The organism is Pseudomonas sp. REST10, from assembly GCF_029542605.1.
In the GTDB taxonomy this organism is placed as follows: Bacteria; Pseudomonadota; Gammaproteobacteria; order Pseudomonadales; family Pseudomonadaceae; genus Aquipseudomonas; species Aquipseudomonas khazarica.
Genome location: NZ_CP035677.1, coordinates 1,567,561 through 1,589,366, shown reverse-complemented (window position 1 = coordinate 1,589,366; position 21,806 = coordinate 1,567,561). Strand labels below are relative to the sequence as shown.

15 protein-coding genes are annotated in these 21,806 nt (G+C 65.5%); 9 read left to right on the top strand and 6 right to left on the bottom strand.

Annotated elements, in window-relative coordinates; all coding sequences use genetic code 11:
• The 4 genes from garD to kdgD form a co-directional block, all read right to left on the bottom strand.
• Positions 1 to 1,557, bottom strand: a complete 1,557-nt coding sequence (gene garD, locus EWH21_RS07360; protein WP_152488132.1) for a galactarate dehydratase — start codon at positions 1,555 to 1,557, stop codon at positions 1 to 3.
• 23 nt (positions 1,558 to 1,580) lie between these two features.
• Positions 1,581 to 2,906: an MFS transporter gene (locus tag EWH21_RS07355; RefSeq protein WP_037047146.1), complete on the bottom strand. Its 1,326-nt coding sequence runs from the start codon at positions 2,904 to 2,906 to the stop codon at positions 1,581 to 1,583.
• A 55-nt stretch (positions 2,907 to 2,961) separates the two neighbouring features.
• Complete coding sequence (gene gudD / locus EWH21_RS07350; RefSeq protein WP_037047144.1) at positions 2,962 to 4,311, bottom strand: glucarate dehydratase; 1,350 nt, start codon at positions 4,309 to 4,311, stop codon at positions 2,962 to 2,964.
• Between the two features lie 99 nt (positions 4,312 to 4,410).
• Complete coding sequence (gene kdgD / locus EWH21_RS07345; protein ID WP_037047142.1) at positions 4,411 to 5,322, bottom strand: 5-dehydro-4-deoxyglucarate dehydratase; 912 nt, start codon at positions 5,320 to 5,322, stop codon at positions 4,411 to 4,413.
• A 546-nt stretch (positions 5,323 to 5,868) separates the two neighbouring features.
• Here kdgD and EWH21_RS07340 point away from each other — a divergent pair.
• The 5 genes from EWH21_RS07340 (at position 5,869) to EWH21_RS07320 (ending at position 11,821) form a co-directional block, all read left to right on the top strand.
• Positions 5,869 to 7,263 (top strand): enolase C-terminal domain-like protein, encoded by a 1,395-nt coding sequence (locus EWH21_RS07340; RefSeq protein WP_277700188.1) that lies wholly within the window; start codon positions 5,869 to 5,871, stop codon positions 7,261 to 7,263.
• A gap of 34 nt (positions 7,264 to 7,297) precedes the next feature.
• Positions 7,298 to 8,275, top strand: a complete 978-nt coding sequence (locus EWH21_RS07335) for a tripartite tricarboxylate transporter substrate binding protein (protein ID WP_037047135.1) — start codon at positions 7,298 to 7,300, stop codon at positions 8,273 to 8,275.
• Positions 8,276 to 8,341: 66 nt separating this feature from the next.
• Positions 8,342 to 8,851: a tripartite tricarboxylate transporter TctB family protein gene (locus EWH21_RS07330; RefSeq protein WP_134677295.1), complete on the top strand. Its 510-nt coding sequence runs from the start codon at positions 8,342 to 8,344 to the stop codon at positions 8,849 to 8,851.
• A gap of 9 nt (positions 8,852 to 8,860) precedes the next feature.
• On the top strand, positions 8,861 to 10,381 hold the full coding sequence (locus EWH21_RS07325; protein WP_037047129.1) for a tripartite tricarboxylate transporter permease: 1,521 nt from the start codon (positions 8,861 to 8,863) through the stop codon (positions 10,379 to 10,381).
• Positions 10,382 to 10,561: 180 nt separating this feature from the next.
• A complete protein-coding gene (locus EWH21_RS07320; RefSeq protein WP_152488127.1) occupies positions 10,562 to 11,821 on the top strand; it encodes a hypothetical protein in 1,260 nt (419 codons plus the stop codon).
• 70 nt (positions 11,822 to 11,891) lie between these two features.
• Here the strand turns inward: EWH21_RS07320 and EWH21_RS07315 are convergent, their stop codons facing one another.
• The gene (locus EWH21_RS07315) at positions 11,892 to 13,037 is read right to left on the bottom strand and encodes a mandelate racemase/muconate lactonizing enzyme family protein (RefSeq protein WP_277700186.1); all 1,146 of its coding nucleotides are present in this window, start codon (positions 13,035 to 13,037) and stop codon (positions 11,892 to 11,894) included.
• 113 nt (positions 13,038 to 13,150) lie between these two features.
• Between EWH21_RS07315 and EWH21_RS07310 the strand changes: the two genes are divergently transcribed.
• The gene (locus EWH21_RS07310; RefSeq protein ID WP_277700185.1) at positions 13,151 to 14,056 is read left to right on the top strand and encodes a LysR family transcriptional regulator; all 906 of its coding nucleotides are present in this window, start codon (positions 13,151 to 13,153) and stop codon (positions 14,054 to 14,056) included.
• Between the two features lie 3 nt (positions 14,057 to 14,059).
• Here EWH21_RS07310 and EWH21_RS07305 read toward each other — a convergent pair whose 3' ends face one another.
• Positions 14,060 to 15,214 carry a mandelate racemase/muconate lactonizing enzyme family protein gene (locus EWH21_RS07305; protein ID WP_277700184.1) on the bottom strand — a complete coding sequence of 385 codons (1,155 nt, stop codon included), beginning with the start codon at positions 15,212 to 15,214 and terminating at the stop codon, positions 14,060 to 14,062.
• 309 nt (positions 15,215 to 15,523) lie between these two features.
• Here EWH21_RS07305 and EWH21_RS07300 point away from each other — a divergent pair, with 309 nt between their 5' ends.
• From EWH21_RS07300 to EWH21_RS07290, 3 genes are all read left to right on the top strand, one after another.
• Positions 15,524 to 17,149: a methyl-accepting chemotaxis protein gene (locus EWH21_RS07300; RefSeq protein WP_277700183.1), complete on the top strand. Its 1,626-nt coding sequence runs from the start codon at positions 15,524 to 15,526 to the stop codon at positions 17,147 to 17,149.
• A 145-nt stretch (positions 17,150 to 17,294) separates the two neighbouring features.
• The gene (locus EWH21_RS07295) at positions 17,295 to 18,452 is read left to right on the top strand and encodes an efflux RND transporter periplasmic adaptor subunit (protein WP_047588743.1); all 1,158 of its coding nucleotides are present in this window, start codon (positions 17,295 to 17,297) and stop codon (positions 18,450 to 18,452) included.
• A 193-nt stretch (positions 18,453 to 18,645) separates the two neighbouring features.
• Positions 18,646 to 21,705, top strand: a complete 3,060-nt coding sequence (locus tag EWH21_RS07290; protein ID WP_047588741.1) for a multidrug efflux RND transporter permease subunit — start codon at positions 18,646 to 18,648, stop codon at positions 21,703 to 21,705.
• Positions 21,706 to 21,806 lie beyond the last annotated feature (101 nt).

The window sequence follows — 21,806 nt, the reverse complement described above, 5'->3', positions numbered from 1 at the left end:
TCAGGTCACCGGCGCCGGGTTGAAGAGCACCAGGTCATTGTGCAGGCGCAGGCGCTCGGCACAGGCCTGCTTGCGGCCACTGGCGATGTCCAGGTAGAGCTGGAAGATGTACCAGCCCATCTGTTCCAGGGTCATGCGTCCGGAGAGGATCTGCCCGGCGTCGACGTCGATCAGGTCGGGCCAGCGCTCGGCCAGCTGGGTGCGCGTGGCCACCTTGATCACCGGCACCATGGACAGCCCGTAGGGCGTGCCGCGCCCGGTGGTGAAGATATGCAGGTTCATCCCCGCCGCCAGTTGCAGCGTGCCGCAGATGAAGTCGCTGGCCGGCGTGGCGCAGAACCATAGGCCCTTGCCGCGAATGCGCTCGCCCGGCGCGACCACCCCGGCGATCGGGCTGTTGCCGGACTTGGCGATCGAGCCCATGGCCTTCTCGACGATGTTGTTCAGCCCGCCCTTCTTGTTGCCCGGCGTGGTGTTGGCACTGCGGTCGGCCATGCCGCGCTGCAGGTAGCGGTCGTACCAGTCCATCTCGCGGATCAGCGCATCGGCCACCTCGACGCTGGCGGCACGCGGAGTGAGCAGATGGATACCGTCACGCACCTCGGTGTTCTCGCTGAACATCACCGTGGCACCGGCGCGCACCAGTAGGTCGGCGGCCACGCCCAGGGCCGGGTTGGCGGTGATGCCGGAGAAGGCGTCGCTGCCGCCGCACTGCATGCCCACCACCAGCTCGCTCGCGGGCACCGTTTCGCGGCGGCGCAGGTCGAGGACCTGCAGGCGCGCCTCGATCATGCCCATGATCTGCTCGACCATGCCGGCGAAGCCGCTGCCGGAGTCCTGCAGGCGGAACAGCCAGTCCTCCTCGTCCATGCCGTTGGTCAGCAGGTCGCCATCCATCAACTGGCTGGCCTGCAGCTTCTCGCAGCCGAGGCTGATCACCAGCGCCTGGCCGGCGAAGTTGGGATTGCGGCTGATGTTGTACAGGGTGCGGATCGGCACCACGGCATCCGGCGCATTGATCGCCACGCCGCAGCCATAGCTGTGCGACAGCGCCACCACGTCATCGACGTTGGGGTACCTGGGCAGGAGTTCCCGGCGCACCCGCTCGACCACGTGATCGAGCACGCCGACCACGCACTGCACGGTGGTGGTCACGCCGAGGATGTTACGGGTGCCGACGCTGCCGTCCGGGTTGCGGAAGCCCTCGAAGGTGTAGCCTTCCAACGGTTCGCCGGGTACGGCCTTGATGGTCGCCTTGGGCAGATTGTCCAGCAGCGGCGGCTCGGGCATGCGCAGCACCTGCTCGGTGACCCAGCTGCCAGCGGCGATGGGCTCGAGGGCATAGCCGATGACCTCGCCGTAGCGCACCACCTCGCCGCCTTCGGCGATGTCCTGCAGCGCCACCTTGTGGCTCTGCGGAATGCCGCAGGTGGCCGTCAGGCCATCGTCGAAGCGGCCGCCGGCGGCCACACCCTGGTCGTTGACCACCACGCCGACGTTGTCGCTCGGGTGCAGGCGGATGTAACGGGGCGAATCCTGATGGGGAATCAACTGCATGGATGGGTTCTCCTGTTTTGCGCTCAGGCCGCCGCGCTGCGGCCATCGGCCGGCAGCTCGAGCCTGTGAATACGACCGACGATAAGGGTAAAGCCGACAACCGCGAGCAGGGCATTGGCGCCGACGTACAGCAGCGCGCCGTCGAACGAGCCGGTGAGGCTGACCAGGTAGCCGATGATGATCGGCGTGGTGATCGCCGCCAGGTTGCCGAAGGTGTTGAACAGCCCGCCGCACAGGCCGAGGATCTGCCGGGGCGCGGTGTCGGCGACCAGCGTCCAGCCCAGCGAGCCCAGGCCCTTGCCGAAGAAGGCCAGGGTCATCAGCGCCACCACCGCCGCGTCGCTCTCGACGAAGATGCACAGCACCAGGCTGCATGACAGGAGCAGGCCGAACACGCTGGGCAGCTTGCGCGCCAGGGTCAGCGAATGGCCACGGCGCAGCAGGCCGTCGGACAGCAGCCCGCCGAGCACGCCGCCGATGCAGCCACTGATGGCCGGCACCGCGGCGGCGAAGCCGGCACCGACGATGCTCATGCCGCGAGCCTGGATCAGGTACACCGGAAACCAGGTGAGGAAGAAATAGGTGATGGCGTTGTTGCAGTACTGCCCCAGGTAGATGCCGAGCAGGGTGCGCTGGGTCAGCAGCAGGCGTAGGTGACGCCACTGCGGGCCGCCGGCGCCACTGCGCTGGTCGAGGTCGACCAGCGCCCCGCCCTGCTCCAGCAGCTGCAGCTCCGCCGCGCCCAGCAGCGGATGCTCGCGCGGGACGTAGAGGTTCTTCAGCCACAGCAGCGACAGCGCCAGGCCCAGGCAGCCGAGAATGATGAAGACGAATTGCCAGCCGAGGGCCTGCACCACCCAACCCATCAGCGGCGCGAACAGGGCCGTGGCGGCGTACTGCGCCGAACCGGCGATGGCCGTGGCGGTAGCGCGCTCGGCCGAAGGGAACCAGGACGCCGTGACCCGGGCGTTGCCCGGAAAGCATGGCGCGCCAGCGAATCCCACCAGCAGGCGCAGGAGGAACAGACTGCTGACGGCCCAGGTGGTCGGCAACCAGCCGACGAACCCCTGCAGCAGGGTCAGCAGCGACCAGGCGAACAGCGCCAGGGTGTAGACCGGCTTGGTGCCGAAACGGTCGAACAGCCAGCCCCCGGGAATCTGCCCGATCACATAGGCCCAGCCGAACGCCGAGAAGATATAGCCGAGGGCTACCGCATCGATACCCAGGCCGGCCTGCAGGGCAGTACCGGCAATGGACAGACTGGAGCGGTCGGCAAAGGTGACCGTGGTCACCAGGAACAGCATCAGCAGGATGCGGTAACGCACCCGGCCGGATTGGGCGGCTTGCATCTGGACGACTCGCGGCAGGCTGGCAAAGCCCGGCCTCGGGGCCGGGCCTGCCGATTCAACGCACCAGGCAGGGCTTCTTGTTGTTGAAGCTCCAGCCCGGAATCAGGTACTGCATGGCGCTGGCGTCGTCGCGCGAGCCCAGGCCCCTGGCCTGGTACAGCTCGTGCGCCTGCGCCAGCGCATCCCAGTCCAGCTCCACGCCCAGGCCTGGGGCCTTCGGCACCTGTACCAGGCCACCTTCGATGCGCAGCGGGTTGCGCGTCAGGTGCTGGCCGTCCTGCCAGATCCAGTGGGTGTCGATGGCCGTGACGCGTCCCGGCGCCGCAGCGGCGACGTGGGTGAACATGGCCAGGGAGATGTCGAAGTGGTTGTTGGAGTGCGAGCCCCAGGTCAGTCCCCAGTCGTTGCACATCTGCGCCACGCGCACGGAACCGGCCATGGTCCAGAAATGCGGGTCGGCCAGGGGGATGTCCACCGATTGCAGGGAGATGGTGTGGCCCATCTGCCGCCAGTCGGTGGCGATCATGTTGGTCGCGGTCGGCAGGCCGGTGGCGCGACGGAACTCGGCCATCACCTCCCGTCCGCTGTAGCCGTTCTCGGCGCCACAGGGGTCCTCGGCATAGGCCAGCACACCATGCAGGTCGCGGCACAGGGCAATGGCTTCGTCCAGCGACCAGCCGCCGTTGGGGTCGAGGGTCACACGCGCCTCCGGGAAGCGCGCCGCCAGGGCGCGAATCGCCTCGACCTCGGCCTCGCCATGGAGCACGCCGCCCTTGAGCTTGAAGTCGTTGAAACCATAGCGGGCGTGCGCGGCCTCGGCCTGACGGACGATGGTCTCCGGGGTCAGCGCGGTCTGGTTGCGCACACGGAACCATTCGTCATCGGCCTCGGCCTCGTCGCGGTAGCCGAGATCGGTCTTGCCCTTGTCGCCGACGAAGAACAGGTAGCCGAGCATCTCCACCGCGTCGCGCTGCTGGCCCTCGCCGAGCAGCGCCGCCACCGGCACGCCGAGGTGCTGGCCGAGCAGGTCGAGCAACGCCGACTCCAGCGCGGTGACCGCGTGGATGGTGATGCGCAGGTCGAAGGTCTGCAGGCCACGGCCACCGCTGTCGCGGTCGGCGAAGGCACGGCGCACCTGGTTGAGCAATGCGTTGTAGTTGCCGACCGGCTGGCCGACGAGCAGCGCGCGGGCGTCTTCGAGGGTCTTGCGAATGCCCTCGCCGCCGGGGACTTCGCCGACACCGACGTGACCGGCGCTGTCCTTGAGAATGAGGATGTTGCGGGTGAAATACGGACCATGGGCACCGCTCAGGTTGAGCAGCATGCTGTCCTGACCGGCGACCGGTACGACTTGCAGCTCGGTGATCAGCGGGGTGCCGATGGCGGCAGGCGTCTGTGAATTCATCAAGGTTACCCTGTTGTTCTTATGGGGTTCGACGAACAGCGGGCCGTTGCCCCGCCGAGGGGACAACGGCATGCGGGGGCCCTAGGGCACCCGTGGCGCTTACTGCGCGCCTTGCGCTTCGATCAGCTTGGCCAGCGCCTCGTATTCTTCCGGCAGCAGGTCGGTCAGCGGCGCACGCACCGGGCCGGCATCGTAGCCGACGATCTTGGCACCGGCCTTGACGATACTCACGGCGTAACCGGCACGGCGGTTGCGGATATCCAGGTACGGCAGGAAGAAGTCATCGATCAGCTTGCCGACGGTGGCGTGGTCATCGGCGGCAATCGCCTTGTAGAAGGCCATCGCGGTTTTCGGGATGAAGTTGAACACCGCCGAGGAATAGACCGGCACACCCAGGGCCTTGTAGGCAGCGGCATAGACTTCGGCTGTCGGCAGGCCGCCGAGGTAGGTCAGGCGCTCGCCCAGGCGGCGACGGATCGACACCATCAGCTCGATGTCACCCAGGCCATCCTTGTAGCCGATCAGGTTCGGGCAGCGCTCGGCGACCTGCTCCAGCAGGCTGGCATTGAGGCGGCAGACGTTACGGTTGTAGACCACCACGCCGATGTTCACCGACTTGCACACCTGCTCGACATGAGCGGCGACGCCCTCCTGCGAGGCTTCGGTCAGGTAGTGCGGCAACAGCAGCAGCCCCTTGGCGCCCAGGCGCTCGGCTTCCTGAGCCATCTGGATGGCCACGCGGGTCGGGCCACCAACGCCGGCGAGGATCGGCACGCTCTTCTCGCAGGTATCCACGGCCGTCTTGATCACGGCACTGTACTCGCTCGGCGCCAGGGAGAAGAACTCGCCGGTGCCACCGGCAGCGAACAGGGCGGATGCACCGTAGGGTGCCAGCCACTCCAGGCGGCGCACGTAGCCCGCCTGATGGAAATCACCGGCAGCATCGAAGTCGGTCACGGGAAAAGACAGCAGACCGGAGGAGAGGATGGACTTAAGTTCTTGTGGATTCATTATGCGAACACCCTGTAAAGCGAGTTGTGAGGAATGACGTCAGCCGCAGCTGTAGAGATACGTTATCGTACAACAACAAAAAAAACACCAGTTTTTATACCCTCCGTTCGTCGCACATCCCGGTGCCATTTCCCTCATCCCCGGAAAAACCTGCCCTAGACGGCAAAGCCAGACGTAAACAGGTCCCGACCCACAGGTCAAGGCAGATGGCAACGCAATCATCGAGACGCATGAGGAGCGTTGACAGGCCAGGAACAGGCTGGTACTAATTTCACCAAGTCATACGACAACCTATGACATTCCAATAAAAACAAGCGAGGCCCGGGTCATGTCATCGACCGTCACTGCCGCTCACCTCCTCTGCGCCAGCGCCTGCGTTGCAGCCAGCGATTGCCCGCAGCGTACGTCCCAAGCCGGCTTCGCGGCCATCTTCGCCCCTGCTCTCACGCCTTGCAGCCCCGCGCCCCTGCCGGCCGCGCTGCTCGACTGAACCGCCCCCTTGCCATAGCGGCCGAGGGCCGCGCCCAGTTCGGAGCCCCTGCCAAGATGTACGAAGCCTCCTCCACCAGCACGCCACATGTCATCGAGATGCAGGTCATTCCTGTTGCCGGCCATGACAGCATGCTGCTCAACCTGTGCGGCGCTCACGCCCCCTATTTCACGCGCAACCTGGTGCTGCTCAGGGACAACGCAGGCCGTGTCGGTTGTGGTGAAGTCCCTGGCGGCGAAGGTATCCGCCAGGCGCTGGAGCGCTGCCGCGAGCTGGTGATCGGCCAGCCGGTCGGGCGCTACAACCGCGTGCTCAATCGCCTGCGCCAGGCGATCGCCGGGCCGGGCAAAGGGCCGCAGACCACCCAGCACCAGGTCACCTCGGAATCCGAAGCACGGGTGCTGAAGCAGCCCCACGAAATCAACCTGCGCCTGGACAACGTGATCACCGCCGTCGAGGCGGCCCTGCTCGACCTGCTCGGCCAGCATCTCGACGTCCCCGTCGCCGAGCTGCTCGGCAGCGGCCAGCAGCGCGACCGCGTGCCGATGCTGGCGTACCTCTTCTACATAGGCGAGCGCCAGCGTACCGACCTGCCCTACCTCAGCGGCCAGGGTTCGAGCGATGACTGGTACCACCTGCGCCACCAGGCCGCGCTGACGCCCGAGGCGATCGCCCGCCTGGCCGAAGCCGCGCATGCGCGCTATGGCTTCAACGACTTCAAGCTCAAGGGCGGCGTGATGCACGGCGCCGAAGAGATGGACGCCATCCGCGCGATCAAGGCACGCTTCCCGGATGCGCGCGTGACCCTCGACCCCAATGGCGCCTGGTCGCTGGAGCAAGCCATCGCCCTGTGCCAGGGTCAGGGTCATGTGCTGGCCTATGCCGAAGACCCCTGCGGGCCGGAGAACGGTTACTCGGGCCGCGAAGTGATGGCCGAGTTCAAGCGCGCCACCGGCATTCCCACCGCCACCAACATGGTCGCCACCGACTGGCGCCAGATGGGCCACTCGCTGCGCCTCGAAGCGGTGGACATCCCGCTGGCCGACCCGCACTTCTGGACCATGCAGGGCGCCGTGCGCCTCGGCCAGGTGTGCGAGGAATTCGGCCTGACCTGGGGCTCGCACTCCAACAACCATTTCGACATTTCCCTGGCCATGTTCACCCATGCGGCAGCCGCCGTACCGGGCCGCGTCACCGCCATCGACACGCACTGGATCTGGCAGGAAGGCAACGAGCGCCTGACCCGTGAACCCTTGCAGATCGTCGCGGGTCAGGTGGAGGTCCCCGACAAGCCCGGCCTCGGCATCGAGCCGGACATGGAGCGGATCATGGCCGCCCACGAGCTTTACAAGAAAGTGGCCAATGGCGCGCGTGACGACGCCATGGCCATGCAGTACCTGGTTCCGGGTTGGCAATACGACCCGAAACGTCCCAGCCTCGGCCGCAACTGACTCAAGCGGCTTTCATCCACACCGGAGTATTCCAATGAAAAAAACATTCCGCGCCTCCCTCCTTTCTGCCCTGGTCGGCATCGGTGCCCTGGTCACCCACGCCGCGACGTTCGCCGATGAGGTCAACTGGCCGACTCGTCCGATCCAGGTGGTGGTCATCGCCAACCCCGGCGGCGACACCGACTTCAATGCCCGCACCATGGCCAAGTACTTCAACCAGATCACCGGCAAGACCATGGTCGTGACCAACGTCGCCGGTGGTGGTGGCACCCTGGCCGCCGAACAGGTCAAGGGCGCCGCAGCGGATGGCAACACCATTCTCTTCACCCACCCGGGCCAGCTGATCGTCAACGAAGTGGCCGGGCTCACCGAAGACAGCTACGAGACCTTCGACATCGCCTGCATCGCCGGCGTCGACAAGAGCACCGTGTTCGTCGCCTCCAAGCAGTCCGGCGTGACCAGCATGCAGGACCTGGTCGACAAGTCGAAAGCCAACCCCGGCAGCATCACCTATGGCACCGAAATGGGCAGCTTCTCGCATATCCAGGGCCTGATGCTGGAGAAACTGACCGGCGCCAAGCTGAAGATGGTCGACGGCGGCACCGTGTCCGACCGCGTGGTCGGTATGCTCGGCGGCCGCCTGGACATGGGCGCGATCACCTACGGTTCGGTGCAGGACTACGTCAAAGGAGGCCAGATGGTCGCCCTGGGCCAGCCCAACGCCGAGCGCAACGCCATGCTGGGCGAGGTGCCGACCCTCAAGGAGCAGGGCCTCGACATCACCATGGACAAGCCCTACGTGGTCGCCTTCCCGAAAGGCACCGACCCGGCCATCGTCAAGAAGATGTCCGACCTGATGAAGCAGATCACCGAAGTGCCCGCGTACGCCGAGGACCTGAAGAAGTTCAAACAGCCGGTATCCTACTTCGCCACCGAGGATGCGAAAGCGATCCTGGCCAAGACCCGCGAAGACTTCATGCAGTTCAAGGATGACCTGCGCAAGGCCAAGTAAGCCCTAACGCAACACCGGCCCGTGTCGATCCGGCCGGTGTTGCACCTCAGAACATCGAGGTACGCGATGAACACCCTGAACAAGAAAGAACTGCTCATTGGCGTCGCCATGCTCGGCGCCAGCCTGGCCTATCTGGTGATGGCCAAACAGCTGCCAGGCCATGAAGGTGTGGACGCCGCCACCGTTCCCACCCTCCTGGCCGGATTCCTGTCGCTGCTGGGCGTCATGCAACTGATCAGTGCCTTTTCCAGCAAACCCCGTGTGGCAGGCGAAACGCCAAGCCAGCCTGCGGGCAAGAACGAAGAGCCGGCACCCGGCATCATCGAACCCAAGACCGTCATCAAGACCCTGCTGCTGATCCTGGGCTACATCGCCCTGCTCGGCCCCGTGGGCTTTCCGCTGATGACCGTGGTCTACCTCTACCTGCAGTTCATCGTGCTGACTCCGGTGAACCAGAAGATTCGCCACCTGAGCTACCTGCTGATTGCCGTGGTCAGCTCCGCCGCCATTTTCCTGCTGTTCCGCGAGGCCTTCGACCTGATGCTGCCCGCTGGCCTGCTGAACAACTTCCTCTGAGGATCGACCATGCTCGAATTACTCCAGCAAGGCTTCGGTGCCGTCTTCTCCATCCATATCCTGATGCTGATGGCCGTTGGCGTGGCCATGGGCATCGTCTTCGGTGCCGTACCGGGGCTGTCCGCCACCATGGCGGTGGCGCTGTGCCTGCCGCTGACCTTCACCATGGGACCGCAGGCGGGCCTTTCGCTGCTGGTGGCGCTGTTCATCGGGGCGACCTCGGGCGGCCTGATCTCGGCAATCCTGCTGAAGATTCCCGGAACGCCCTCCTCCATCGCCACGGTGTTCGACGGCGGCCCGCTGATGGAGAAAGGCGAAGGGGTCAAGGCGCTCGGTGTCGGCATCGTCTTCTCCTTTCTCGGCACCATCTTCAGCATCGTCGCGCTGATGTTCATCGCGCCGCAGCTGGCCAAGGTGGCGCTGAGTTTCGGCCCGCACGAATACTTCGCCATCGCCGTATTCTCCCTGACCCTGATCGCCACCCTGTCGGCCGGTTCCATGGTCAAGGGCCTGTTCGCCGGCGCCCTGGGGATCGCCGTCTCCACGGTCGGCATCGCCCCCGTGGAGGCCATCCGCCGCTTCACCTTCGGCATCAATGAACTCAACGGTGGCTTTTCCATGCTCACCGTGATGATCGGCATGTTCGCCGTGGCCGAGATCATCAAGCTTGCCGAGAGCGGTCGCCATGCGGTGCAGGGCAAGGCCAAGTCGGTGAGCATGAAGAACATCAAGGGCTTCGGTTTCTCGCTCAAGGAGTTCCGCGAGCAACTGCCCAACGCCGCCCGCTCCGGAGCGATCGGCCTGGGCATCGGCATCCTCCCCGGCATCGGCGCCGGCACCTCCAACCTGGTGTCCTACATCATCGCCAAGAAGCGCGCCAAGGATGGTGATACCTACGGCAAGGGCAACATCGGCGGCGTGGTGGCCAGCGAAACGGCCAACAATGCCGGGGTCGGTGGCGCCATGATGCCGCTGATGACCCTGGGCATCCCCGGCGACACCGTGACCGCGATCATGCTCGGCGGCTTCCTGATTCACGGCATCCAGCCCGGTCCGCTGCTGTTCATCAGCCAGGGGCCGCTGGTGTACACCATCTTCGCCGCGCTGATCGTCGCCACCTGCATGATGCTGTTCATGGAGTTCTACGGCCTGCGCCTGTTCATCAAGCTGCTCGACGTGCCCAAGCACATCCTCCTGCCGATCATCCTGGTGCTCTGCGTGGTCGGTGCCTTCGGCCTGTCCAGCCGCCTGTTCGACGTCTGGTCGATCCTGCTGTTCGGCCTGCTCGGCTACGGTTTCGTCAAGGCCGGCATGCCGGCGGCGCCGTTCATCATCGGCTTCATCCTCGGGCCGATGGCGGAGACCAACCTGCGCCGGGGCCTGATGCTGTCGGACGGCAACTTCGCCGACTTCTTCACCAACCCCATCGCCGGCACCTTCCTCGGCCTGGCCCTGGCATTCGTGCTCTGGCAGGTGTTCAGCGCGCTGCGCCCGAAGCCCAGCGCGATCAACGAGATCCTCCGCACCTGAGACGGGGCGTTGAACACAAGAGGCCGCACACGCGGCCTCTTTTTTTGCCCTGCCTCGACGGCAGGCGGGGCGCCTGCGCTCAGCTAGCCGGTACAGGTCGTATTGTTCGGGAACAGGCAGCATCGGATAATGCCGCCAGAGCACCAACGCTCCCAATCGAAGATATGGAAAGTCTGTTCGATGAACCGCATAAACCGCACCGCCCTTCTCGCCTCAACCCTGCTGCTGTCCTCCACCGCACACGCCAGTGATAGCGGACTGTCCGATACGCTCAAGGCATTCGCCAACTGTGATGCCAGCTTCTTCTCGAGCATTCAGGCCCACAGTAAAACCTGGGAGCAATACGTACCGATCGAGCGTGCAGGCGAGGTTGCCTGGATTGCAGTTGAAAACCGAGCCCGTCGCTCGGCGAACTCCGTCCCAGTGCGCCACACGCCGGAGGTCGCCGGTATAAAGCTACTGTCCTACTCGGACGAAAGCTCCGACCTCGGGACGATGGGCTACTACCTGTTCTGGGGTTTCATCGCAGAAGGCAGCGCGGAGGACGTCGCTCGACAGCTCGGCAAGCTGATGGATCACCCCGAACGCTTGCAATCACTTGGCCCGACCTACGTTCGCAGTGAAATCAAGGATGGCAATCGCTGGCAGATGATCCCGCCGATCCCCGGAGCCCCGGGCACCAAGCGCCTCGAGCGGGTGCTGCTGATTGAGCCGGTAACCGGGCAAAGCGCCCAAACCCGCATCAGTTGTTCCCTGCAGGGTGCCGTCGATGCCGCGACCCTCGCAGCGTTACGCCCGGACATTCCAGCGACTGACTACCCCCAGGAAGTGCCTGATACGTCCATGGACAGCGTGGCATTACCGGAGGGCCTGACCAACGCGATTGACGCTCCTCTCCTGCAGCCGAAGTTCAAGTCGTTGCGCTATACGTACCGGTCACAGACAAATGGCAACCAAGCACCTTCTTCGGTATCGATAGCACTCGATGCCGAAGGATCGCTACTGAGAAAGAAAGAAACCTACAGCGAGACTTTTCATGTCGACCGTCTCGTCAAAGCGGACCTCGTCCAACTGAAGGCAAAGATGAACGGCATGGGAGTCAGCAACGTACTCGTGACCCAGACGCTGGAAGCTGCAATCCCTGCAAGCTGGAGCAGCGGTCAGGTCCTGAGCGCAAGAATGCACCATGAAAACGTTCCCCCAACCCCTCAGGACGAACCCGTGAACACCTTTCTGGAGTGCAAGGTAGGCGGACGTTTTCCTGCCCGCCAGGTATTCGAGTCGCTCTCCGGAGACGCCATCGAACTCGAGTGCAACCAAGGGAACTACCAAACCACCCGCGCCTTCATCGAGGATCTCGGTGTCGCCATGACACTGAAGTCGGTTTCGGATTCCAGCGAAAACGACTACACGATCACCTCACTGGAGCTGATCCGCTAGCAAATGCCAACGGCGTTGGTCAGCCAGGAGGGGCACCACAGACGTTGGCGCGCCTCCTGTCCTGCCATCATCAACCGCGCTGTCCGATTTCCGCCTGCTGCACCGTCCAGCCGGCGACCCGCTCACTGAGCGTCAGCCCCAGCCCCGGGCGCATCGGCACCTGCATGCAGCCATCGGCGATCTGCAGACGTTCCTCGAACAGCGGCTCCAGCCATTCGAAGTGCTCGACCCAGGTGGCGTGCTCGTAGGCGGCCGCCAGGTGGATATGGATCTCCATGACGAAATGCGGCGCCATGACCATGCCGCGCCGGCGCGCCGCCTCGGCCACCTGCAGGAATGGCGTGATCCCACCGACACGCGGGGCGTCGTGCATGATCACGTCCACCGCGCCCTGCTCGACGTAGGCACAGGCCTCGGCCGCGCTGCTGAGCATCTCGCCGCTGCCAACCGGCGTGACCAGCTGCGCCGACAGCGCGGCATGCCCCGCCAGATCGTGGGCGTCCAGCGGCTCCTCGATCCACACCAGGTTCAGCTCCTCCAGCGCCTTGCCCATGCGCAGCGCCGTGGTGCGGTCCCACTGCTGGTTGACGTCGACCATCAGCGCGACGTCATCGCCCAGTGCCCGACGCAAGGCCTGCACGCGGCGCAGGTCTGCGGCCTGGTCCGGCTGGCCGACCTTGAGCTTGACCCCACCGATGCCGCGCGCCAGCGACTGGCCGGCACGCTCGATGACCTCCTCGATGGGGGCCTGCAGGTAGCCTCCGGAGGTGTTGTAGCAAGGCACCGCCTCGCGCTGGGCGCCGAGCAGCTTGGCCAGCGGCAGCCCCGCACGGCGCGCCTTGAGATCCCACAACGCGCTGTCGAACGCCGCGATGGTCTGCACCGCCAGGCCGCTGCGACCGATGGAGGCACTGGCCCAGCTCAGCTTGCTCCACAGCCGGGCGATATCGTTGGGGTCCTCGCCGATCAGCAGCGGCGCCAGCTCCAGCGCCTGTGCGTACTGCGCCGGGCCGCCGGTACGCAGGGTGTAGGTGAACCCCAGGCCGTGCTGGCCCTGTTCCGTCTGCAGCTCGACGAACAGCAGGCTGACAGCCGCCAGTGGCAACTGGCGCCCAGTGGACACCTTGGCATCGCTCACCGCCCGCGCCAGCGGCAGCTCGACGGAACGCAGACCGACCCAGCGCACGGGGTCGGGGTTGTAACGCTCGATACTCATCCTCTTCTCCTCGATCAGGGCCGGCAAGGCAGTGCCGGCCCGTCGATGATGGACGCGAGAATTGATACAGGTCTAATCTACTTAACCACTCCATTGATACCCGAATTAGATCAATGTTCGACCTGTCCCAGCTGCGCTGCTTCACCACCCTGGCGGCGGAACTGAACTTCCGCCGCGCTGCCGAACGCCTGAACATGACCCAGCCCCCGCTGAGCCGGCAGATCCAGCTGCTCGAGCATCAGCTCGGCGTCAGCCTGTTCACCCGCAGCACGCGCTCGGTGGCGCTGACGGCGGCCGGCCGGGCCTTCTTCGTCGAAGCCCAGGCCCTGCTCGACCAGGCCCACCGTGCGGCACAGAGCGCCCGCCTGGCGGCCATCGGCGAAAGCGGTTCGCTGAACATCAGCTTCGTCGCCAGTGCGGTCTACGACCTGCTGCCGCACGCCGTGAGTTGCGCCAGGCGCGAGCGCCCCGGCGTGGAAATCGCCTTGCTGGAGATGAGCACCTTCGAGCAGGTGCAGGCCCTGCGCGCCCGCCGCGTCGACCTGGCCATCGTGCGGGCGCCCCTGCAACAGCCCGGCCTGAACAGCGAATGCCTGCTGCGCGAACCCTTCGTCCTGGCCGTGCCGGCCGAGCATCCCCTGGCCCACGCACGGCAACCGAAGGTGCAGATGCTGCATGAGCAGCCGTTCATTCTTTATGCCCATACCGCGTGGCAGCCGTTCAACGAACTGCATACCGGCCTGTTCCGGGCCAGCGGTATCCAGCCGCAGTTCGTCCAGTCGCTGGGCTCGACCCTGGCCATCCTGTCACTGGTCAACGCCGGCATGGGGCTGGCACTGGTGCCGCGCAACGCCAGCGCCATTCGCTTCGAACAGGTGCGTTTTCGCGACCTGGCGCTGCCCGCCGGAATCTGCGGCGAACTGCACCTGGCCTGGCGCGACGACAATGACAACCCCGCGCTGCCCGCCGTGCTCGAGGCCGTGCGCCAGGCGGCGCGCGACCTTCACCCGCAAACCTGAGTCTCAGGCGCGCTGGCCGACCTCGGCCTGCTGCACCGTCCAGCCCGCGACCTGCTCGCTGAGGCTCAGCCCCAGCCCCGGACGGCTCGGCACCCGCATGCGCCCGTTCTGGATCTCCAGACGCTCGTTGAACAGCGGCTCCAGCCACTCGAAGTGCTCGACCCAGGGCTCGCGGACATGGGTGGCCGCCAGGTGCACGTGCAGCTCCATGGCGAAGTGCGGCGCCAGGCTCATGCCGGCCTGCTCGGCCAGCGTCTGTATGCGCAGGTAGGGGGTGATACCGCCGACGCGCGGCGCATCGGGCATGAGGAAGTCGGCGCCACGCTGGCGGATGAACTCCCAGTGCTCGGCCGGGCTGGTGAGCATCTCGCCGGTGGCGATCGGCGTATCGAACTGACGCACCAGCTCGGCATGGCCTTCGGCGTCGTAGCAATCCAGCGGCTCCTCGATCCAGATCAGGTCGAAGGGTTCGAGGCGCCGGCACATGCGACGGGCCAGCGGCCGGTCCCACTGCTGGTTGGCATCGACCATCAGCGGGAAGCTCTCGCCCAGGTGCTCGCGCACCGTGCTGACGCGGTGGATATCCAGCGCCCAGTCGGGCTGGCCGACCTTGAGCTTGATGCCGCCGATGCCCTTCTCGCGGGAGAGCTCGGTATTCTTCAGCAACTGCTTGAGCGGCGTATGCAGGAAACCGCCGGAGGTGTTGTAGCAGCGCACCGAGTCACGCTGCGCGCCCAGCAGACGCGCCAGCGACAGGCCGGCGCGACGCGCCTTGAGGTCCCACAGGGCGACGTCGAAGGCGCCGATGGCCTGCGTCGCCAGCCCGCTGCGGCCGACCGAGGCGCCGGCCCAGCAAAGCTTGTCCCAGAGCCTGGCGATATCACTGGGGTTCTCGCCGATCAGGTTCGGCGCCACTTCCAGGGCGTGGGCGAACTGGCCGGGACCACCGGCGCGCTTGGAGTAGCTGAAACCCAGGCCGCGATGACCGTCGCGGGTTTCGATCTCGGCGATCAGGATGGCGATCTCGGTCATCGGCTTCTGCCGTCCGGTGAGCACCTTGGCATCGCTGATCGGGTTGGCCAGCGGCAGCGCCACGGAGCGCAGGTTCAGCCAGGTGATGCGGTCGTCGTCGGCATGTGGAATGGAGCGTTCGGTCATTGCGTGTTCCTCGTGCTGGACCCCGGCGCCCCGGATGGGCCGCCAGAAAATGGGCAACCCGAGCCAGATTATGATGATTGCGCAATCATTCAAGCACCCGTCAGAGCAGGTCCTGACCGCCTGTTCTGACCCGGCTCGACGCAACAATCCGATGAAAGCAAAGTGCCATCTCAAAATGACCTGTCTATACTCCAGCCATCGGCCTCCCTCAGGCCGGTACAACGCCAGGAGAGAGGGATATCCATAAGACTGACATCTGCGACCGTCAGGCTGGCAAACCCCAACGCTAGACCTCCGAGGCATGCCACCATGTTTCTGCAAAAATCTCTGCGCGCGCAGATTCTCGCCCTGCTCGGCGGCAGCCTGGCGCTGATCCTCATCACTGCCCTGGCCTGTTTCAGCTTTCTCTCCAACGGCATTCATTCCTACCGTGGCCTGCTCGATGGCCCGGTGGAGTCCTCGCGCCTGATCGACTCCGCCAACGTCGAGTTCAAGATCCAGGTGCAGGAATGGAAGAACGTGCTCCTGCGTGGTCAGGACAGCGCCAACCTGCAACGCTACTGGAGCCAGTTCGAAGAACAGGAGCGCAAGGTGCAGGACATCCTCGGCAAACTGGTTCAGGTAGCCGCTGCCGACCCGGCCCTGAAACAGCAGGTCGAACGCCTGCGCAGCGAGCACCAGGCACTCGGCGCCAACTACCGCAAGGGCCGTGATGCCTTCGTCGCTGCCGGTGCCGACGCCAAGGCCGGCGACGCGGCGGTCAAGGGCATCGACCGCGATGCCAGCGACCAGATGACCGCGCTGGTCGAGCAACTGCGGCAGAACAGCCTGAGCCAGGCCGAACAGATCAACAGCAGCGCCACTCGCACCATTCTCAGCGGCACCATCGTGATGCTCGGCGCCGCCCTGGTCATCGCGGTGTTCAGCCTGTGGCTGGTGAACCGCAACCTGATCATCCCCATTCGCCATCTGATCGGTCACGTCGACCAGCTCAGCCACGGCCAGTTCGGACAACGTGTGGAGAGCACCCGCCAGGACGAACTGGGCCTGCTCGCAGGTGCCGCCAACAAGTTGCGTGATTTCCTCGCCAGCACCACTGAGCGCCTGCACCACAGCACGCAGAACCTCGACAACGCCAGCAGCGAGTTGAACGCCATCGCCTCGCGCATGACCGAAGGCGTCAGCGAGCAGTTCGAACGCACCGATCAGGTCGCCACGGCGATGCACGAGATGTCCGCTACCGCGCAGGAGGTGGCCCGCCACGCTGCCGACGCCGCCCATGCGGCCAACGATGCCGACGACTCCGCACGCCAGGGCGGCGCGGTGATGCAATCGACCATCGCCACCATCACCGACATCCGTGGCGAAATCGCCAGTACCGCCGAGGTGATCCGCCGCCTGGAGAACGACAGCGGCCGTATCGGCAAGGTGCTCGAAGTGATCCGTGGGATTGCCGAACAGACCAACCTGCTGGCCCTCAACGCCGCCATCGAGGCCGCCCGTGCCGGCGAGCAGGGTCGCGGCTTCGCGGTGGTCGCCGACGAGGTGCGTCACCTGGCCCAGCGCACGGCCGAGTCCACGGCGGAGATCAACCAGATCATCGACACCGTGCAGACCGGGGCGCTGAATGCGGTGCGCGCCATCGAGAGCGGCCAGCAGCGCAGCGAACAGGGGGTGACCCAGGTCACCGAGGCCGGCGCCATGCTGCAGCGCATCACCGACGCGGTGGAGGCGATCCGTGACATGAACCATCAGATCGCCACCGCCGCCGAGGAGCAGACCTCGGTGGCCGAGGACATCTCGCGCAACCTCACCGAGCTGACCGCCATCGCCAGCGCCAACCAGGACAACGTCGAGCGCACGCAGATGGCCAGTCACAACCTGCGCGAAATGTCCGGGGAACTGGGCGACGTCACCCGCCGCCTGGGCTCCTGAGCCCTTCCCGCATGCCGGCGCAGGGATGCGCCGGCCAACTGTTCGAGCAAACTTGACGAGACGCTTTGACAGCGGCGGTATCTGGCACTAAGGTCCCCTTCTTGCCTATTCCCAGGCCTCCCCCTGCTCGCCAAGGAAACGGAATATGTTGCTCCGTCGCATGCTCATCATGCTCGGCGTCGTACTGCTCGTGGTACTCGCCCTCGCCGCCTACAAAGGCTTCTCCATCTACCAGCAGATCCAGATGTTCTCGGCCCCGCAGCCGGCCATCAGCGTGTCCGCAGCGCATGCCGAAGAGCAGCCGTGGCAAGGCCGCCTGCCCGCCATCGGCACCCTCAAGGCATTCCAGGGCGTCGACCTTGCCGCAGAAGTGGAAGGCATCGTGCGCGACGTGATGTTCGAGTCCGGGCAGAAAGTGACCCAGGGCCAGCCGCTGATCCAGCTCGACAGCGAAGTGGAGCGCGCCAGCCTGGCCACCGCCGAGGCCGAACGCAGCCTGGCGCAGGTCGAGTTCGAGCGCGGACGCAGCCTGGTCAGCCGGCAGAACATCTCCAAGAGCGAGTTCGACCGCCTGTCCTCGACCCTGCAGAAGGCCAGCGCCAGCGTCGCCCAGTTCAAGGCGCAGCTGGAGAAGAAGCGCATCAGTGCGCCATTCGCCGGCACCATTGGTATCCGTCAGGTCGACACCGGCGACTACCTCTCGCCAGGCGCCACCATCGCCACCCTGCAGGACCTGTCACGCCTGCATGTCGACTTCTTCCTCCCGGAGCAGCGTGCGCCGCAGCTGCAGGTCGGTCAGCCGGTCAAGCTGAGCGTCGCCGCCTATCCGGGGCAATCCTTCGACGGTCGCATCAGCGCGATCAACCCCAAGGTGGAGAACGAGACGCGCAACCTGCAGGTGCGTGCCACGCTGAACAACCCGGACGAGAAACTGCTGCCGGGCATGTTCGCCAACCTGGAAGTGCTGCTGCCGGATGACCAGCCGCGCGTCGTGGTCCCGGAAACCGCCATCACCTACACCCTGTACGGCAACTCGGTGTACGTCATCGCCGAGAAGAAGGGCGAGGACGGCGAACCGGTCAAGGATGCCGACGGCACCACGCAACTGGCCGTCGAGCGCCGCTTCGTCGAGACCGGCGAGCGTCGTGACGGTCGCGTGGTGGTCAGCAAGGGCCTGCAGGCCGGCGAGCAGGTGGTCACCTCCGGCCAGCTCAAGCTGGACAACGGTGCCCACGTGGCCATCGTCGACGACCAGGCGCAGCAGCTCGGGACAGACGAACCGGCTGACGCCACCGCGCAGTGACTTCGTCACCGTTGTAATGCTGTTCGATTGAGCGTGCGTCGCACCGGGCCCCTCCGAGGAGGGACCCGACGAGGGGAACCGGGTAGCGCAACGATGCTCCCGCACCCCGGCCCCGCCCCACGAACGGGGAGCGGCGCAGAACGTGCGCAACTGTTGATAGACAGGCCGCCGCAGGGCGGCCAAGGAAACCCTTATGGCTTTTACCGATCCCTTCATCCGCCGCCCGGTGCTGGCCACCGTGGTCAGCCTGCTGATCGTCCTGCTCGGTTTCCAGGCGTTCAGCAAGCTGGTCATCCGCCAGTACCCGCAGATGGAGAATGCCCTGATCACGGTGACCACCTCCTATCCCGGAGCCAACGCCGAGACCATCCAGGGCTACATCACCCAGCCCCTGCAGCAGAGCCTGGCCAGCGCCGAAGGCATCGACTACATGACCTCGTCGAGCCAGCAGAACCTGTCCACGATCTCCATCTACGCGCGTATCGGCGCCAACAGCGACCGCCTGTTCACCGAACTGCTGGCCAAGGCCAACGAGGTGAAGAACCAGCTGCCGCAGGATGCCGAGGACCCGGTGCTGTCGAAAGAGGCCGCCGACGCCTCGGCGCTGATGTACGTCAGCTTCTACAGCGACGAGCTGTCCAACCCGCAGATCACCGACTACCTGTCGCGCGTGATCCAGCCCAAGCTGGCCACCCTGCCCGGCATGGCCGAGGCGCAGATCCTCGGCAACCAGGTATTCGCCATGCGCCTGTGGCTGGACCCGGTGAAGATGGCTGCCTATGGCGTTACCGCCGGCGACCTCAACAGCGCGGTGCGCAAGTACAACTTCCTCTCCGCCGCCGGCGAGGTGAAGGGCCAGTACGTGGTCACCAGCATCAACGCCAGCACCGACCTGAAGTCGGTCGACGCCTTCGGTGCCATCCCGGTGAAGACGGTCGGCGACACCCGCGTGCTGGTGCGTGACATCGCCCGCGTGGAGATGGGCGCGGCCAACTACGACTCGATCAGCTCCTTCGATGGCATCCCCTCGGTGTACATCGCCATCAAGGGCACCCCCAGCGCCAACCCGCTGGACGTGATCAAGGAAGTGCGCAAGGCCCTGCCCGAGCTTGAAGCGCAGCTACCGCCGAACCTCAAGGTGGCCATCGCCTACGACGCCACCCAGTTCATCCAGGCCTCCATCGACGAAGTGGTGAAGACCCTGGCCGAGGCCGTGCTGATCGTCATCGTCGTGGTGTTCCTGTTCCTCGGCGCCTTCCGTTCGGTCCTGATCCCGGTGGTGACCATTCCGCTGTCGATGATCGGCGTGCTGTTCTTCATGCAGCTGATGGGCTACTCGATCAACCTGCTGACCCTGCTGGCCATGGTGCTGGCCATCGGCCTGGTGGTGGACGACGCCATCGTCGTGGTGGAGAACATCCACCGCCACATCGAGGAAGGCAAGACCCCCTTCGATGCCGCCATCGAGGGCGCCCGCGAGATCGCCGTGCCGGTGATCTCGATGACCATCACCCTGGCCGCCGTGTATGCGCCGATCGGCTTCCTCGAAGGCCTGACGGGGGCGCTGTTCAAGGAATTCGCCCTGACCCTGGCCGGTGCGGTGATCATCTCCGGCATCGTCGCCCTGACCCTGTCGCCGATGATGTGCGCCAAGCTGCTGCGCCACGAGGAAAACCCCTCGGGCCTGGCCCATCGCCTGGACATGATCTTCGACAAGCTCAAGCAGCGTTACCAGAAGATGCTGCACGGCACCCTCAACACCCGTCCGGTGGTGGTGGTGTTCGGCCTGATCGTCATGGCACTGATCCCGGTGCTGCTCAGCTTCACCCAGAGCGAACTGGCGCCCGAGGAAGATCAGGGCATCGTGTTCCTCTTCGCCAACGCACCGCAGCCGACCAACCTCGACTACGTCAACGCCTACACCAACCAGTTCGTGGAGATCTTCAAGACCTTCCCCGAGTACTACTCGTCGTTCCAGATCAACGGCTTCGACGGTGTGCAGTCGGGCATCGGCGGCTTCCTGCTGACGCCCTGGGACGAGCGCGACCGCACGCAGATGGAGATTCTTCCCGAGGTGCAGGCCAAGCTGAACCATATTCCCGGCCTGCAGATCTTCGGCTTCAACCTGCCGTCGCTGCCGGGTACCGGTGAAGGCCTGCCGTTCCAGTTCGTGATCAACACGCCGAACGACTACGAGTCGCTGCTGCAGGTGGCCGAGCGGGTCAAGGCGCGTGCGCAGGAGTCGGGCAAGTTCGCCTTCCTCAACATCGACCTGGCGTTCGACAAGCCGGAGATCGTGGTCGACATCGACCGCGAGAAGGCCGCGCAGATGGGCGTGTCCATGGAGGACCTCGGCAGCACCCTGGCCAGCCTGCTCGGCGAAGGCGAGATCAACCGCTTCACCATCGACGGCCGCAGCTACAAGGTGATCGCCCAGGTCGAGCGCGCCTACCGCGAGAATCCGGGCTGGCTGGACAACTACTACGTGCGCAGCGAGAGCGGCAGCATGGTCCCGCTGGGTACGCTGATCACCCTCAGCGATCGCGCCCGACCGACCAAGCTCAAGCAGTTCCAGCAGCTCAACTCGGCAATCATCGAGGGCGTGGCCATCGTCAGCCAGGGCGATGCCATCGACACCATCACCGCCATCGCCCGGGAAGAAGCGCCACGCGGCTACAGCTTCGACTACGCCGGTGCCTCGCGTCAGTACATCCAGGAAGGCAGCGCGCTGTTCGTCACCTTCGCCCTGGCGCTGGCGATCATCTTCCTGGTGCTGGCGGCGCAGTTCGAGAGCTTCCGTGACCCGCTGGTGATCCTGGTGACCGTGCCGCTGTCGATCTGCGGCGCGCTGATCCCGATCTTCCTCGGTTTCTCGACGATGAACATCTACACCCAGGTGGGCCTGGTGACGCTGATCGGCCTGATCAGCAAGCACGGCATCCTCATCGTCGAGTTCGCCAACCAGCTGCGTCACGAGAAGGGCCTGCCCCTGCGCGAGGCCATCGAGGAGGCCGCGGCGATCCGCCTGCGCCCGGTCCTGATGACCACTGCCGCGATGGTGTTCGGCATGCTGCCGCTGATCTTCGCCACCGGTGCCGGTGCGGTGAGCCGCTTCGACATCGGCCTGGTGATCGCCACCGGCATGAGCGTCGGCACCCTGTTCACCCTGTTCGTCCTGCCCTGCGTCTACAGCCTGCTGGCCAAGCCGGACGCGCAGCCACAGGCGCAGGCCGAGGCCTCGCCCGCTCACTGATCGCCCGTGGGAGGGCTCCGGCGGCGCCTGTCGCGGCCAGAGCCCTCCCAGCGGCACCCCTGCCAGCCAGCTGCTGATTCACCCAACCGACAGAAGGTCGC

Excerpts from the sequence above, each read along its gene's own strand:
- garD (WP_152488132.1), bottom strand. The coding sequence starts at position 1,557 with ATGCAGTTGATTCCCCATCAGGATTCGCCCCGTTACATCCGCCTGCAC.
- EWH21_RS07355 (WP_037047146.1), bottom strand. The coding sequence starts at position 2,906 with ATGCAAGCCGCCCAATCCGGCCGGGTGCGTTACCGCATCCTGCTGATG.
- gudD (WP_037047144.1), bottom strand. The coding sequence starts at position 4,311 with ATGAATTCACAGACGCCTGCCGCCATCGGCACCCCGCTGATCACCGAG.
- kdgD (WP_037047142.1), bottom strand. The coding sequence starts at position 5,322 with ATGAATCCACAAGAACTTAAGTCCATCCTCTCCTCCGGTCTGCTGTCT.
- EWH21_RS07340 (WP_277700188.1), top strand. The coding sequence starts at position 5,869 with ATGTACGAAGCCTCCTCCACCAGCACGCCACATGTCATCGAGATGCAG.
- EWH21_RS07335 (WP_037047135.1), top strand. The coding sequence starts at position 7,298 with ATGAAAAAAACATTCCGCGCCTCCCTCCTTTCTGCCCTGGTCGGCATC.
- EWH21_RS07330 (WP_134677295.1), top strand. The coding sequence starts at position 8,342 with ATGAACACCCTGAACAAGAAAGAACTGCTCATTGGCGTCGCCATGCTC.
- EWH21_RS07325 (WP_037047129.1), top strand. The coding sequence starts at position 8,861 with ATGCTCGAATTACTCCAGCAAGGCTTCGGTGCCGTCTTCTCCATCCAT.
- EWH21_RS07320 (WP_152488127.1), top strand. The coding sequence starts at position 10,562 with ATGAACCGCATAAACCGCACCGCCCTTCTCGCCTCAACCCTGCTGCTG.
- EWH21_RS07315 (WP_277700186.1), bottom strand. The coding sequence starts at position 13,037 with ATGAGTATCGAGCGTTACAACCCCGACCCCGTGCGCTGGGTCGGTCTG.
- EWH21_RS07310 (WP_277700185.1), top strand. The coding sequence starts at position 13,151 with ATGTTCGACCTGTCCCAGCTGCGCTGCTTCACCACCCTGGCGGCGGAA.
- EWH21_RS07305 (WP_277700184.1), bottom strand. The coding sequence starts at position 15,214 with ATGACCGAACGCTCCATTCCACATGCCGACGACGACCGCATCACCTGG.
- EWH21_RS07300 (WP_277700183.1), top strand. The coding sequence starts at position 15,524 with ATGTTTCTGCAAAAATCTCTGCGCGCGCAGATTCTCGCCCTGCTCGGC.
- EWH21_RS07295 (WP_047588743.1), top strand. The coding sequence starts at position 17,295 with ATGTTGCTCCGTCGCATGCTCATCATGCTCGGCGTCGTACTGCTCGTG.
- EWH21_RS07290 (WP_047588741.1), top strand. The coding sequence starts at position 18,646 with ATGGCTTTTACCGATCCCTTCATCCGCCGCCCGGTGCTGGCCACCGTG.